We start from the raw sequence: 15,393 nt of genomic DNA on the forward strand, positions 1-15,393 counted from the left end.
CCTTCTGCGGCATATTTAACAGCTTTTTCCAATTCTTCTCGGCTCTGTTTAATCTCAACTTGCAATTTGAGACCCATTACACTTTTACCAAATACACCCTTGTGAATAATTTAGCGCAGCTTCATACAGAAATGGTATAACCACTAAAGTGCTTACTAAAAACCCTCGATACTAGCTTGAAAAAGTCCTAAAAAACGTAAATCGTTAAAAGGTTTTAAAATTTTCAATCCCCCCACATCTTTATAGATGCAGGGGGAGTAATAAAATAACCCACAATTTGAATTGTTGATTAATTTTTGGGCAGTATTCACCCATTAATCCCATATACGGCAGGTGCAATTGCACTATTTATACTTTGTGCAAGCAGCCCATCTCAAAACTATTCAGAAGCTTTGTTATTTGCTCTATTAGCACGCGCCTCAGCTGAAGCCATCACTTCATGAAAATTTTCTAGCACTTCGCCAGGGAAGTTTTCCAACACTCTGGTAGAAAGAGCAACCCGCCCTTTGCCCTCATCCAAGTCAATAATGACAGCTTTAATTGGCTGACCAACTTGAAATACCTTTTCTAAAGAATCAATAAATTTCTGGCTTACTTGTTTGATATGAAGTAAAGCGCTCATCCCATTTAAATCGACAAACACACCAAAAGGTTTGATGCCAGTAACTTTACCTTCCACCAATTGACCTAGTTCTAATAAGCTGAAGTTGCTAGAACGAGTTGCTAAACGCTGGGAAAGGATGAGTTTGTTGGTGCTTTTATTAATTTCCAAAAAGCCTACAGTCAGATTTTGACCTTTGAGTGCTTCTAAATTATCACGCTCTGCCAGATGCGATCGCGGGATAAATCCCCGCAAAGAAAGAATATCGACAGTTACACCACCTTTATTCACACCCATAACCCGTACTTGCACAGTCTGAGCATTTTCCTGCATTTCGGCCAATCGTTCCCAGATGTGCTGAATTTCTAACTGCTTTCGAGAAAGGGTAACTTGCCCTTCTGCATCCTGATCTCGGATAATCAAAAACTGCATTTCCTCTTGCAATGGCAGCACTTCCGATAAATCGGTAACTGCTCTCAAAGAAGCCTCATCGCGCGGCAGAAAAGCTGACGACTTGCCACCAATATCAACGTATGCTCCATCATGGTCAAGTTGGAAAACTTTGCCATTTACAAGCTGTCCCTTTTGAAATTGGTAGTCGTGTTTTTCTAGTGCTTTGGCAAAATCGTCCATTGTAAAGGGCGAATTGGCTGTTTGAGAAAGTTTCGATTCGGAATTCATGACTTTTGAAGATTAGTTGTTATTTGATATGGTGCAACTGAAGTTTAGATTGTCATTTGTCATTTGTCATTTGTCCTTTGTTATTCACCAATGACCAATGACCAATGACGAACTTGGGTGCGTATGCTTCAGTTTAGTTGACCAAAGAGTTGTTTTACTTGCTCCCAAGCATCGGCCGCAGCTTTAGGATTATAACTGGCACGGTGGTCGCAGAAAAATCCGTGATCAGCTCCATCGTAGCGAAACACATGATGAGGAATTTTATATTTTTCTAACTCTGTTGCAATTTCGGCTACTTGTTCGGTTGGGATGCTAGTATCTTCTATGCCAAAGAAGGCATAGAGAGTACCTGATATTTCTCTGATGCGAGTGACAGTAGGAGCGCCACCTCCCGGTGTGCGGGTAGTAATTCCAGCACCGTAGAAGGAAGCCGTAGCTTTAATATCTGGCAAGGTGGCTGCAAGATATGCGACATGACCGCCAAAGCAGAAGCCAATACAGCCAAAACCATCTTTTTTCACTTGGGGCAGATTTTTGAGGTAGTCAATTGCTAGTTGAATATCGCTCAATAACTCTGAGGCTTGAGTTTGCATGGCGTAACTTCTGCCCGTTTCAATATCTTCGGGTGTATATCCGGTTTCAAAACCAGGAGCAATCCGTTGAAAAAGTGCAGGTGCGATCGCTACATACCCAAGTTTGGCAATTCGTTCTGTAACTTCCCGAATGTGAGCGTTGATACCAAAAATTTCCTGTAATACCACAACTCCTGGGTAAGAGCCAGGTTCTTTTGGTTCTGCAAGATAAGCAGACACTTGAATATTATCTTGCAAAAGATTAATCGTTGTGGTAGTTGTTGCTTGCTCTGTCATAATAATTTTTACCAGTGCTATGTGATTAGCCGTGTGTTTATTTGATATAACTATGCCAGTATGGCTAGCTTTTTTCTAATTAAATTATCAATTACCAATAGTGAGCGCATTAGAAATTTCTATCAGAAAAACTTTATATGTAAATAAACATATTTGAGATGTAGCAAATGTAGCTGGTCACAAAAGGAGGGCTGAGTTAAAAGTGTTGAGTATAAAAGCAACACTTAATACTCAAAACTCAGCACTCAGCACTCAGAACTCAGCACTCATTAGCACTTAGTATTCAGGAGGTTTGCTGATGATTCAATTCCGTATTCAGCCAGACAGCGAAATTCCCGCATCAACCCAGCTGTTTAATCAAATCCGATTTGCGATCGCTTCTCGGCAATATCCCCCAGCCTACAAATTACCAAGCACACGGGCGCTAGCAATGCAAACAGGGTTACACCGCAATACCATAAGTAAGGTTTACCGTCAACTGGAGGAAGACGGATTTGTTGAAAGTATGGCTGGTTCGGGTATTTATGTTCGCGCCCAAGGTCATGAAGGCGGTAGTAGGCTGCAATCACCAATTCTCAAACAAAATCCTGATGCATATCAAGTTGTCCAGCAAGCACTTGATGAGTTGCTTTCTCAAGGATGTACGCTGAATCAAGCTAGAGAGCTATTTTTAGCGGAAATCGACTGGCGCTTGCGTTGTAGTGCGCGGGTACTGGTTGCAGTGCCATCTTATGACATGGGTGCTGGGGAGTTGATGGTGTATGAATTAGAGCGATCGCTAAAAATTCCAGTGCAGTTGGTAGCAATGGAAGAATTAACTGCTGTGTTAGATAAAACTACCTCTGCGACAGTCGTCACCAGTCGATATTTTATCAGTAATGTAGAAGCGATCGCAGCTCCAAAAGCTGCACGAGTAATTCCTCTCGATATCTACGACTACAGCAAAGAACTCAGCCTTTTGAAAACCCTACCAAAAGAAAACTGTGTTGGGATAGTTAGCCTCAGTTCCGGGATTGCACGAGCCGCAGAAGTCATCCTCCACGGTTTGCGGGGCGATGAACTACTGGTAATGACTTCGCAACCAAAAGATGCTTACAAACTTCAGGCAATGGTTAAACGGGCTGAGGTCATCATCAGCGACCAAGCCAGTTTTGCAGCAGTGCAAGCAGCTGTACAAGCCTCTGATGAAGATATTATTCGTCCGCCAAAGCTGATTAAGGTTGAGAATTATATCGGCGCTAACTCGATTAACTTGCTAAAACGAGAGCTAGGTTTAAGTTAATTAAAACTTACGCAATAATATTTCTCAAACTCTCATTCTCTGTGCCCTCTGCGCCTCTGCGGTTCGTTATTCTCCAACTCGTACCAGTCCTATTAATCTCAAGATAATTCGACCAACATCTTTAAGAGCAACTGATACAGAAGGGATAAAGTAGTGCAAATTGTGATTGTGGGCGCAGGCCCAACAGGTGTAACCCTTGCCCTGCTTCTTGTAAAACGTGGTATTGCTGTAACGTTAATTGAAGCAGCAAAAGACTTTCATCGTGTATTTCGCGGCGAAGGATTAATGCCCAGTGGCTTAGAAGCTCTAGAGCAAATGGGTCTATTGGCGTTGTTAGAGGATATTCCCCATCGGCAACTCGACGCGTGGGAATTCATTATCGGGGGCAAGCAGTTGTTTCGAGTTGATGAACCAATGGGAGCAACCCAACCCTGTACACTGGTTTCACAACCACCACTGCTCAAAGCACTGATTTCGTCAGCTCAAACCAATCATGGGTTTGAATTTATTCAGGGTGTTCCGGTCAAGGATTTACTGTGGACTAATCAACGTGTCGCAGGTGTAGTACTAAGCGATGGCAGAGAACTTAAAGCTGACTTAGTGATTGGGGCAGATGGTCGAAATTCTCTTGTGCGACAACGTATAGGATTGGAATTGGTACGCCAGCCCAAAAATATTGATATTCTTTGGTTTAAACTTGCCGCCAGCCCTGAGTTTGCAGCCGATAATGTGTTTCGTACTATTGTAAATGGCGATCGCGTATTTACCATCTTTCACGGAGCAGAATCAGGAAAACTACATCTGGCTTGGGTGATGTCAGCAACCGAAAATACTGACTCCAAACAAGCCAACTGGGCAGAGATTTTTGCCTCACTATCACCCTCATCGCTAGCAGAGCATTTCCGTAATCATGCAGACACCATCGAATCTCCGATTCGGCTCTCTGTTGTGGTTGGTTATTGTCCACAATGGCACGCACCAGGGGTATTACTTCTAGGTGACGCTGCACACCCAATGTCTCCCGTCCGTGCCCAAGGAATTAATCTTGCATTCCGTGATGTGATTGTCGCTGCTAATCATCTTGTGCCACTTTTGCAAAAAGAAGCTGGACACCAGGATATTGACATGGCACTATCGCACATCCAAGCAGAACGTCAGCCAGAAATTATCCGCGCCCAGCAACTCCAGTTAGAAGAAGCTAAACAAGGCGAACTATTGCGAAAAAATGCACTGCTGCGATCGCTGTTGATTCAACTTGCCCCCTTACTCCGTAAAATAATTAAAAAGTCTTGGTTAAGGCGACAATACAAAATGCGTCAAGGTATCACACAGGTACATTTAACTGTCTAAAAAACCGCCAGCAGTTATCCCACTTGTGGTTTTGGCGTGTTAATTTGCAAAAATTCTTGTATTCGTTGCAGATAAGTTGGGGCATCTTCCAACATTGGGAAATGGGCTGTGTTAGGAATCATCACAAATTCCACTTTGTCATTCAATGCAGCCGCTTGACGACCCATCTCGGCTGGAATAATCTTGTCATACTCCCCCGCCACAAGCAGAGTCGGCACTGTTAACTTGGCAAACTCTTGCGGCATCACTTCAGATTGAGCCTTACTGACTGAAGTAAAAATTGTTCCTAAAGCCGCATCGTAGTCTGCTTCGAGAAAGTCTTCCAAAAAAGCTTGCCGCTCAGAATGTGGTATGGAACTATATAAAAATCTAGCCATAAACATCCGGTCAACAAATGGGATTTTGCTTAACCATTTGGGACGGAATTTTACTACATAGCCACCGAATTTATGAAAAGCACTAAAAGATTTTTCGTCGTACTCGAAAATGCCGCTACAAGTTAAAATTCCTCGTTCTACTCGTTCGGGATAGCGGTTAAAAAATAAAGTGGCAACAGAAGCGCCCATCGAATGAGCATTGATATAAACACGCTGAAGATGCAACGCATCTAACAAAGCTGCCAAATCATCAGCGTATTCCTCTAATTCATAGGTTAGCTCTTTAATTGCCTCTGATTTTTCCTGGGGGGATTCCGATTCGGCGACAGCTTCACTTGCTTCGGCTATGGTTGGCTTCCCACCAGAACGGCCAAATCCCCGCATATCGTAGAGTAAACAATCAAATTGCTCTAATAAAGCATCAGCAGTATTTTGCCAATATCTAGCCGAACCAGCCCAACCGTGAATGAAAACCATCACTGGTTTTACCAAAGAACCGGATGGTTTTTTCACCCATTCGTAGTAATGCTCAACGCCACGAACATTAATATAAGGCATTAGTCATTTGTCCTTTGTCAGTTGTCATTAGTCCCTGGTATATGGTTATTATTCCTTATTTTTTGACCAATGACTAATGACCAATGACTAATGACTATTAAGCTGATTCTGGCTTCGGTAGTGAAGATGGATGGATTATCAGTTCAGCAGTCGATCGCTTCTCGACCATTTCCCTTGTAACTGTACAGCGTGTCACATCCTTACGGGATGGTAACTCATACATTACATCCAACATTAGTTCTTCGACAATACCGCGTAATGCTCTCGCACCAGTTTTACGGCGGTAAGCTTCTTGAGCGATCGCTCGTAAAGCATCTGCTTTAAAATCTAATTGCACATTATCCATCTTCAGCAGTTTTTGGTACTGCTTCACTAAGGCGCTGCGTGGTTGAGTCAGAATCGCCATCAGCGCTTCTTCATCTAACGGATCTACTACTGCTACCATTGGCATCCGCCCAATAAATTCTGGAATCAGGCCAAATTTTACTAAATCATCCGGTTCTAGATGGCGAAGCGTGTCTGCTGCTCGTTTCTCTTTAGATTGGCCTTCTCCCGGTTGCACAAAGCCGATTGCTTTTTTGCCAACTCTCTGATCTACAATCTTTTCTAAGCCTACGAAGGCACCACCACAGACGAACAAAATATTACTTGTATCAATCTGGATGCAGTCTTGATAAGGATGCTTGCGCCCTCCTTGGGGTGGTACATTGGCGATCGTTCCCTCTAACATTTTCAGCAAGGCTTGCTGCACGCCTTCGCCAGAAACATCGCGGGTAATTGACGTGTTCTCGCTCTTACGAGCAATTTTGTCAATTTCGTCAATGTAAATAATTCCCCGTTGCGCTTCCTCTATATCCAAATCTGCCACCTGCAACAGTCGCAGCAAGATATTTTCCACATCTTCTCCCACATACCCTGCTTCCGTCAGCGTCGTCGCATCGGCTACGGCAAAAGGTACATCCAAGATTTTCGCTAGAGTTTGCGCTAAGAGAGTTTTACCGCAACCAGTCGGGCCGATTAACAAGATGTTGGACTTTTGCAGTTCTATGGCGTCATCTGCCCCAGGTTTGCCACTAGCTTTAGATTGAATGACTGCCAGCCGCTTGTAGTGATTATAAACAGCTACTGACAGAACTTTCTTGGCTTCGTCTTGACCAATAACGTGTTCGTCGAGATACTTTTTAATCTCTCTTGGCTTGGGTATTTGATTAAACGAAATACTAGCAGAGTGGGTACGCCGTTTTTCAGGTGGCTCTGCTCTTGGTGCTGGTTGTGCTGATGCACCATTAGTATCGAGTAACTCCTCGTCTAGTATTTCATTACACAAGTCAACGCATTCATCGCAGATGTAGACTCCCGGCCCTGCGATTAATTTACGCACCTGCTCTTGAGACTTGCCACAAAATGAACATTTCAAATGGGAGTCGTACTTAGACATACCAGCCTCTTATTTCAGAATGGTGACGTTTTCCCCTGCTATGGGAAGATTTTGCCTGGAAATGACTTGATCGATCAAACCGTAGTTTTTTGCCTCTTCTGCCGACATAAAAAAGTCGCGCTCAGTATCTGCTTCTATTCTTTCTAAGGGTTGACCAGTATGGTGAGCCATTAGCTGATTCAACTTAGCCTTAACGTAAAGAATTTCTCTGGCTTGAATTTCAATGTCAATAGCTTGACCTTGAGCGCCACCAAGTGGTTGGTGAATCATAATCCGGGAGTCGGGCAGAGACATTCGCTTACCGGCAGCCCCTGCTGTCAACAAAAATGCCCCCATGCTCGCGGCTAATCCAAAACAGATGGTAACAACATCAGGGCGAATTTGCTGTATTGTATCATAGATTGCCATCCCTGCGTAGACGGAGCCGCCAGGAGAATTAACATACAATTGGATGTCTTTTTCTGAGTCTTCGGAATCTAGGAATAACAACTGAGCCACAATTGAGTTGGCTACGGCATCGTCTATCGGCGTTCCTAAAAAGATAATCCGCTCTCGCAGCAGGCGGGAGTAGATGTCGAAAGCCCTTTCTCCCATGCCAGATTGTTCTACCACCATCGGCACGATGTTGCTAGGGCTGTTTAACTGGGAGTTAATGTTTATTCGACTTAAGTTGCTGATTGGGTAGTTTCCCGACTGCGATTTAAGCATACAAGCTTTCTTTGACGATTATTTAGGACAAATGCTTCAGCAGCGGATGCTGCCTTTTCAACGAATGGAATTTTTATAAGCTACGTGTTAACCATTATGCCTCATATAATTTCCTCTCGTGTAACACAGTATCAAGCTCAAGTGATAACAAATGTCACTATTTGCCGAAAATTCATTAATTCTTTAATTATTTTGACTTCATCCGTAAGTTATGGGCATGGGGCATAGGGCATAGGGCATTGGTTATTTTTCTGTGTACTTTCTCATATCCCTTAGCTTACCCATTTCACCAGAACTTTAACTCAGAACTGGTGAATTCATGGTTGTGGGATTTTTGATTATCCTCCTGTAACTTCTGTAGAAGCTTCGCTGTTTTCTTCCTCTGCCTGAGGTGCATCAGCATCAGCGTCTAATTCTGCGTCTTCCGTTTCTTCTGCGGGACTCAATGAACCTTCCGGTACAAGTTCAACTGAGGAGTGTTCTAAGAGCCAATCGATGATTTTTTCGGTTAATAGTTCGTTTTCCACGATTGACCGCAGTTTATCTTCATCAACGTCTTGTTCCTCTCGGTATTGCTCCAAAAGTTCTGTGACTCTGGCTGCGATTTCTTCTGGTGTTACCTCGATAGATTCGCGTTTGCCGATTTCTCGTAAGGATAAGGAGCGTTTGATGCGTTCAATTGCTTCAGTACGCGATCGCTCCCGCAATTGCCCAATAATATCTTGAGTAAACAGCTTTCTCACATCCAATCCCTGCTGAGACAGTCGGATTGCTGTTTGCGTTAGCATTGCATCCACTTCTTGCTCAATTAAGGTTGCTGGTAAGTCAACTTCTACGTGCTTGAGCAGTTCCGTTAACAAAGCTTCCTGCTTATTGGTTTTTGTTTTGTCGTCCGCTTCTTTTTGATATTGCTCTACCAAAGAAGCGCGTAACTCCTCTAAGGTTTCAAAATCGCTGACTTCCTGGGCGAAATCGTCATTTACTTCTGGTAGCTCTTTTTCCTTTAATTCTTTGAGCGTCACCGTGAAAGTTGCCGCTTTTCCTGCTAAATCTTCATTAGCATACGGGTCTGGGAACTGCGCCGCAATTTCTTTGGTTTCTTCAGGATTCATCCCCACTATTCCCGAAATGAAGCCTGGAATAAACTTATCTTCTTGCAACTCAACTTGAAAATCAGTTGCTTCGGCTCCGGGAATCGGTTCTAGTTCAGTTGTTTCGTCCTCGCCTTCAGCTCTTGCGAATGAACCTTTAAAATCGACTACGGCAATATCGCCGATTTGAGCTGCACGTCCTTCCACAGGAATCAATGTCGCCAATTCTTGACGTTCCTTGTCAAGGTTAGCGTCTACTCGTTCTGGATCGTACTTAACTTCTTCAGCTTTGACTTGCAAATCGGTGTACTGAACTAAATTTACTTCTGGTTCTACATCGACAGCCGCCGAAATCGTCAGGGGTTTTCCAGGTTCATAATTATTAATCAAATCCTCAAAAGAGGAGCGCAATTGCGGCTGACCGATTGCTCGGATGGCTTCTTGTTTGACTGCTTGCTCAATACCATCTTGAATTAGTTCTTCCAGCGCCGCTGCCTTGATTCGAGTTGTACCCAGCCGTTGTAGTAATATCGGCCGAGGCACCTTGCCTTTACGAAACCCAGGAATATTGGCAGTACTCGCTAAGTTCTTAATGACCTGTTCGTAAGTTTGTTTGGTAATTTCCGGCGTAATCTCTATTTCCAGGCCAATTTGGCTGGCGGGAAGTTTTTCCTGGGTGACTTTCATGCTTCGTCTCTAGTTTTCTGGTATTTTATACTCCGAGTACATACAAGACGCAATAAAATAATTGTTTGCGTTTATGGCTTGATGTCTCTTAGGGGTAATGGGAGTTTGCCAAAAGGTCTTGTGACATCCAAGGAAGGATGTTTGTCCTGGGGCAAAGATCCAGTTTACTGCCAATGACCAAGGACTTGACATTTTACCTTCATAACAATCTGGTTAATAGGGCATTGGGATTAGGGAGAAGGTGACAGGTGGTAGGTGCTAGAGAATAAATCTGTACCCTGTAACCTGTAGCCTATTGCCTTCTTCACTTCCCTCTTACTCTAAAACTTGGGAATTAATTATTCAGTAGGCTAACGCCGTGATATCCTGGTCTCAAAGAGTGGTTAGTACTCCAGATTAAAGTTATAGTATTGAGTCTAGCTATTATCTAGCTATTATTAAGTTATGTGTGGTACGAGAGTGCATCTATTACCTAATCGCATAGCTCATTTTTACGTTGTGCTAGCTTTTTGCATTTAGATTTTAATATATTCATCATCTTGGTAAGCAAGTTTGTAGCCAATACATTTGTTTCTTTACAAGAAGGATGGTTGTTAAACCCCTAAATGCAGATATCTCCCTTTTTCTGAGAAAAAGTGGTTTATTGTATAATATATAGTTATAGTTAAAATCGATGAAAAAATCGCCGTTATTTTAAAAGGCAACATCACTTAACTTATTAAAAAAATGTATTATTAAATATATTAAAGATATATTAAATTAAAGAAAAATCTAAACCTATTAAAAATGTATTTTCAGACTGTGATCGCTATTTAAATATAACCAAATTGTCAATTGTTCCAAGAAATTGCAGATTAAGTCTATTAAAGGAGGAAACAAGTTTGTCGAAATCCTATCGTTTAGCTATTTTAGGAGCGACTGGTGCAGTAGGCACAGAGTTGCTGGAATTATTAGAAAGTCGTAATTTTCCGGTTGCTGACTTAAAGTTATTGGCATCAGAGCGGAGTGTCGGGCGATCGGTACGATTTAAAGGGGAAAATATACCAATAGAATCAGTGAGCGATCGCGCCTTTGAAAATGTAGATATAGTACTAGCTAGTGCAGGTGGTTCCACATCCAAAACTTGGGCAGCAGTTGCCGTAGAAAAGGGTGCAGTGGTAATTGACAACTCCAGTGCGTTTCGGATGAACCCGGAAGTTCCCTTAGTAGTGCCAGAAGTGAATCCCCAAGCCGCAGCAAATCACCAAGGCATTATTGCTAACCCCAACTGCACAACAATTTTAATGGCTGTGGCAGTCTGGCCATTACATAAAGTAAAACCAGTGCAACGTATCGTTGCTGCAACCTACCAATCTGCAAGTGGTGCTGGGGCTAGGGCAATGGCAGAAGTCAAAAGCCAAACAAGCGCTATACTACAAGGACAGCCAGCAGTTGCCGAAATATTGCCTTACCCATTGGCATTTAATTTATTCCCGCATAATTCCCCATTAAACGATTTGGGTTATTGTGAGGAAGAAATGAAAATGGTCAACGAAACCCGAAAAATATTTGGTAAGCAGCAAATCAGAATCACTGCAACCTGTATACGGGTTCCCGTACTTCGCGCTCATTCAGAAGCCATTAATTTAGAATTTGAGACTCCCTTTAGTGTGAAGGAAGCCAAAGAAATTTTAAATTCCTCCCCTGGAGTAAAATTGGTAGAAGATTGGGGAGCGAATCATTTTCCGATGCCAATAGAAGCAACTGGTCGAGATGAAGTTTTAGTGGGAAGAATTCGCCAGGATATTTCTCATGCTTGTGGCTTGGAATTATGGTTATGTGGCGACCAAATTCGCAAAGGTGCAGCATTGAATGCGGTACAAATCGCCGAATTGTTAGTAGAGAAAAATCTACTCAAACCATTAGCTATTAGTCATTAGTCATTGGTCATTGGTCATTGGTAAAGTGACTAATGACAAAGTAAAAATGACACTTGAAAGCAATTTGCAAATAGGTTATTACAATAGAGAACCACCAAGATATAAAAACATGGGTAATCAGGAGTGAAAAAGGGTGGGAGATTTTGGCAATGTTTTAACCGCTATGATTACGCCATTTAAAGCAGATGGTAGTGTCAATTATGATGTAGCGGCAGAACTGGCGGCGTATCTAGTTAATAACGGTACAGATACATTGGTGATGTGCGGCACAACTGGAGAATCCCCGACGCTGAGTTGGGATGAAGAATACCAGTTGTTTGTCGAGGTATTGCAGTCCGTGGCCGGAAAAGCCAAGGTAATTGCAGGTTGTGGATCAAATTCTACCAAAGAAGCGATCGCAGCCACCCAAAAAGCGTCTAAAATAGGAGTACATGGTTCCTTACAAGTTGTTCCTTATTACAACAAACCGCCACAAGCGGGACTGGAAGCGCACTTTCAGGCGATAGCACAAGCCTGTCCCGACTTACCGTTGTTGTTATACAATGTCCCCGGTCGTACCGGACAAAACCTTCAGCCAGAAACAGTTGCCCGGTTAGCTGAGGTTAGCAATATTGTCGGGATTAAAGAATCCACTGGTAATATAGATCAGGCAAGCGAAATTCGTCGCTTGACACCAAAAGAATTCCACATCTATTCTGGTGATGATTACATGACTTTGCCCTTGCTAGCGATCGGGGCAAAAGGCGTGGTAAGTGTGGCTTCTCATCTGGTAGGAAACCAACTACAGCAGATGATTCAAGCTTTTAGTGCAGGAAAAATTGAGGTAGCCAGCGAGATTCATCTCCAACTGTTTCCGTTGTTTAAAGCTCTATTTCTCACTTCAAATCCCATTCCAGTAAAAAAAGCACTGAAACTTCAAGGTTGGGAGGTTGGTTCAACTCGTCCGCCGCTATGTGAAGCTGATTTAGTAGTCAGTCAAAAGTTAGAAGCGGTTCTGAAAGAACTTAGTTTAATCTCAACACCAGCTATTTAAATGGTGGTAGTATTCTCCTTGCCAAAGATACATATAAACAATGATCGTAATTGTTCATAAGTTGCAATTTAAAAACCTGTGTTAGGACTGATAGATATACTATGAATCCTTGAGTTTTACAGTTGATTTTATTGAATAAAAAATTGAAATTTTCAATTAAAACTTGATTGCTTTGGGACTGACTAAAAAGACAGATGATGTTGTCTTAAATACAAGGAAAGTCAACTATCAACTTAATTAACAAAAAGTAAAAATCTCAGGAGAAAATGGCTAAAAACGAAGCTAATAATTCCGCCTTGAAAATTATTCCTTTAGGCGGTTTGCATGAAATTGGTAAAAATACCTGTCTTTTTGAGTATGACGATGAAATAATCCTCTTAGATGCAGGATTGGCTTTTCCTACAGAAGCGATGCATGGTGTCAACATTGTTTTACCAGATACAACCTATCTGCGGGAAAATCGCCACAAAATTAAAGGGATGATTGTGACTCATGGTCATGAAGACCATATTGGCGGGATTGCTTTTCATCTCAAGCAATTTGATATCCCGGTGATTTATGGGCCCAGACTAGCAATGGCAATGCTAGAGGGTAAATTAGAAGAAGCAGGAGTCCGCGATCGCACAGAAATCAGAACAGTTCTACCACGTGATGTAGTGCGGATTGGCAAAAACTTTTTAGTCGAATATATCCGTAATACCCACTCCATCGCTGATAGTTTCACTGTTGCTATTCATACTCCTCTGGGTGTAGTCATTCACACAGGGGATTTTAAAATTGACCATACCCCAGTAGATGGCGAAAAGTTTGACTTGCAACGCCTAGCAGAACATGGTGAAAAAGGCGTTCTTTGCTTGCTAAGTGATTCTACTAACTCTGAAGTTCCAGGATTTACACCTTCAGAACGTTCCGTTTATCCCAATCTGGAGAGAGTATTTAGTCAAGCACCTGGGCGATTATTTGTCACTACTTTTGCTTCTAGCGTCCATCGCATTAACATGATTTTGGATATCGCCAAGAAGCAGAACCGTGTAGTGACAGTTGTCGGGCGTTCCATGCTGAACTTGATTGCTCATGCCCGCAATTTAGGTTACATCAAGTGTGAAGATAATCTGCTGCAACCATTGCACGCTGTCCGCAATCTACCCGATGAAAGAGTACTGATTTTAACTACAGGTTCTCAGGGTGAATTGATGGCAGCAATGACCCGCATTGCCAACAAAGAACATCCTCACATTAAAATTCGCGAAGGAGATACGGTAGTATTCTCTGCTAACCCAATTCCCGGAAATACAATCGCTGTAGTCAACACTATTGATAAGTTGATGATTCAAGGGGCGAAAGTAGTCTATGGTCGTGATAAAGGAATTCACGTCTCCGGTCACGGCTGTCAAGAAGAACAAAAGCTGATGATTGCCCTAACTCGACCCAAATTCTTTGTGCCATTTCACGGCGAACATCGGATGCTAGTGAAGCACGCAGAAACGGCTCAGAGTATGGGCATTCCCGCAGAAAACACGATAATTATTGAGAATGGTGATATTATCGAACTGACTGAAGATGCCATTTGCGTCGCAGGTAAAGTGCCATCTGGTATAGAACTAGTTGATACTACTAGTTCGGGTATGGTAAGTGCTAAAGTGCTGCAAGAACGGCAACGTATGGCTTCAGAAGGCATTATCACGATCGCAGCTGCCATTGATTGGAATGGTAAACTGTTAGCAAAACCAGAAATCCACCTCCGGGGTGTAGTCACAAGTGTAGAGCGATCGCTGCTACAAACCTGGGTAAAACAACGCATTGAAGAAATCCTCACTGTGCGCTGGACAGAATTTGCTCCTGAGCAAGGTGAAGCAGCAGATATAGACTGGGGTGGATTGCAAGGAACTTTAGAACGAGAATTGCAACGTTCCATCCGGCGGGAATTGCAATGTCAGCCTTCTGTAACTTTGTTGATGCAAATCCCTGATGAGCCACCTGTAAAAGTTGCTGATGGTAGAAGACGGCGGACTCGGACTGCTGCTCAGGTAGCATCATAGAGAATTTAAAATAAAAATCTCACGCTAAGCGCACAGACACAGAGTTTTTCTAACGTCTTTGCGCTTTGGTGTGAAATATAGTTTCTGAGTATAAGTATAGAAGCCCCAGTAGCTTGTATTTGCTTATAGTTATAGTTATTGGAGGCGATCGCTATGACTAAAACACCAATAAAAATTAGTACTCTTGAGGAATACATCAATTTTGATGATGGTACCGACAAGCGCTATGAAATTGAGGATGAGGTGCTGGTAGAAATGCCTCCTGGTACTGGCAAACATGAGGCGATTATCACCCTACTGTTAGTTCGCTTTTTTTTAGAAATTCAAAAAATGGGACTGCCTTTACAACCGCGCCCTAACGGTACTGAGGTGCTGACCAATAAACAACTTAGAAGACCTGATGTTTGTGTAATTACCAATGAACAGGCAAAAAGTATTGAGACTACCTCGGCTATCCTCAAAACTGCTCCACCCCTCTTAGTTGAAGTGGTAAGCCCTGAATCTATTGACAGAGACTATAACCAAAAAACCTTTGAGTATGCGGCGATGGGTGTGTTCGAGTATTGGATTGTCGATCCTCTGGAAAATAAAATAACTGTGTGTTTGCTAAATCAGAGCAGTTATACCAATTTTTTATAAAGCTGCATAGAATTCGATCCCCCCTAGCCCACGCCAGTCGCTCATGGGGGAAACCCCCAAGACCGCGCTGGCTCCCCTTATAAAGGGGGGAACCAGAAAAACATATCAAAGTCCCCCAATT

The 15,393-nt window shown here is 42.7% G+C and carries 12 protein-coding genes; 6 read left to right on the top strand and 6 right to left on the bottom strand.

Features of this window, described 5'->3' with window-relative positions; genetic code table 11:
* Positions 1-379 precede the first annotated feature (379 nt).
* Together RMY32_RS03120 and RMY32_RS03125 are read right to left on the bottom strand one after the other, a co-directional pair.
* On the bottom strand, positions 380-1,282 hold the full coding sequence (locus tag RMY32_RS03120) for a S1 RNA-binding domain-containing protein (RefSeq protein WP_322714206.1): 903 nt from the start codon (positions 1,280-1,282) through the stop codon (positions 380-382).
* Positions 1,283-1,410: 128 nt separating this feature from the next.
* Entirely contained in the window at positions 1,411-2,151 is a 741-nt protein-coding gene (locus RMY32_RS03125; protein WP_322714207.1) for a dienelactone hydrolase family protein, read from the bottom strand.
* A 298-nt stretch (positions 2,152-2,449) separates the two neighbouring features.
* On the opposite strand from RMY32_RS03125, the gene RMY32_RS03130 reads away from it, so the two are divergent.
* Together RMY32_RS03130 and RMY32_RS03135 are read left to right on the top strand one after the other, a co-directional pair.
* Positions 2,450-3,433: a GntR family transcriptional regulator gene (locus RMY32_RS03130; RefSeq protein ID WP_322677438.1), complete on the top strand. Its 984-nt coding sequence runs from the start codon at positions 2,450-2,452 to the stop codon at positions 3,431-3,433.
* Positions 3,434-3,586: 153 nt separating this feature from the next.
* Positions 3,587-4,783, top strand: coding sequence for an FAD-dependent monooxygenase (locus tag RMY32_RS03135; protein ID WP_322714208.1), 1,197 nt, complete (start codon positions 3,587-3,589; stop codon positions 4,781-4,783).
* 14 nt (positions 4,784-4,797) lie between these two features.
* Here RMY32_RS03135 and RMY32_RS03140 read toward each other — a convergent pair whose 3' ends face one another.
* The 4 genes from RMY32_RS03140 to tig all read right to left on the bottom strand — a co-directional run bounded on the left by RMY32_RS03140 (position 4,798) and on the right by tig (position 9,642).
* The gene (locus RMY32_RS03140; protein ID WP_322714209.1) at positions 4,798-5,718 is read right to left on the bottom strand and encodes an alpha/beta hydrolase; all 921 of its coding nucleotides are present in this window, start codon (positions 5,716-5,718) and stop codon (positions 4,798-4,800) included.
* Between the two features lie 97 nt (positions 5,719-5,815).
* Complete coding sequence (gene clpX, locus RMY32_RS03145) at positions 5,816-7,156, bottom strand: ATP-dependent protease ATP-binding subunit ClpX (RefSeq protein WP_322714210.1); 1,341 nt, start codon at positions 7,154-7,156, stop codon at positions 5,816-5,818.
* 9 nt (positions 7,157-7,165) lie between these two features.
* Positions 7,166-7,864, bottom strand: coding sequence for an ATP-dependent Clp endopeptidase proteolytic subunit ClpP (clpP, locus tag RMY32_RS03150; protein WP_322714211.1), 699 nt, complete (start codon positions 7,862-7,864; stop codon positions 7,166-7,168).
* A 338-nt stretch (positions 7,865-8,202) separates the two neighbouring features.
* Positions 8,203-9,642: a trigger factor gene (tig, locus tag RMY32_RS03155; RefSeq protein ID WP_322714212.1), complete on the bottom strand. Its 1,440-nt coding sequence runs from the start codon at positions 9,640-9,642 to the stop codon at positions 8,203-8,205.
* An 881-nt stretch (positions 9,643-10,523) separates the two neighbouring features.
* On the opposite strand from tig, the gene RMY32_RS03160 reads away from it, so the two are divergent.
* From RMY32_RS03160 to RMY32_RS03175, 4 genes are all read left to right on the top strand, one after another.
* A complete protein-coding gene (locus RMY32_RS03160; RefSeq protein ID WP_322714213.1) occupies positions 10,524-11,561 on the top strand; it encodes an aspartate-semialdehyde dehydrogenase in 1,038 nt (345 codons plus the stop codon).
* 133 nt (positions 11,562-11,694) lie between these two features.
* The gene (dapA, locus tag RMY32_RS03165; protein WP_322714214.1) at positions 11,695-12,594 is read left to right on the top strand and encodes a 4-hydroxy-tetrahydrodipicolinate synthase; all 900 of its coding nucleotides are present in this window, start codon (positions 11,695-11,697) and stop codon (positions 12,592-12,594) included.
* Positions 12,595-12,860: 266 nt separating this feature from the next.
* Positions 12,861-14,633 carry a ribonuclease J gene (locus RMY32_RS03170; RefSeq protein WP_322714215.1) on the top strand — a complete coding sequence of 591 codons (1,773 nt, stop codon included), beginning with the start codon at positions 12,861-12,863 and terminating at the stop codon, positions 14,631-14,633.
* Positions 14,634-14,786: 153 nt separating this feature from the next.
* On the top strand, positions 14,787-15,272 hold the full coding sequence (locus RMY32_RS03175; RefSeq protein WP_322714216.1) for a Uma2 family endonuclease: 486 nt from the start codon (positions 14,787-14,789) through the stop codon (positions 15,270-15,272).
* The last annotated feature ends 121 nt before the right edge of the window (positions 15,273-15,393 follow it).

Source organism: Nostoc sp. ChiSLP03a (assembly GCF_034531215.2).
Classification (GTDB): Bacteria; Cyanobacteriota; Cyanobacteriia; order Cyanobacteriales; family Nostocaceae; genus Nostoc.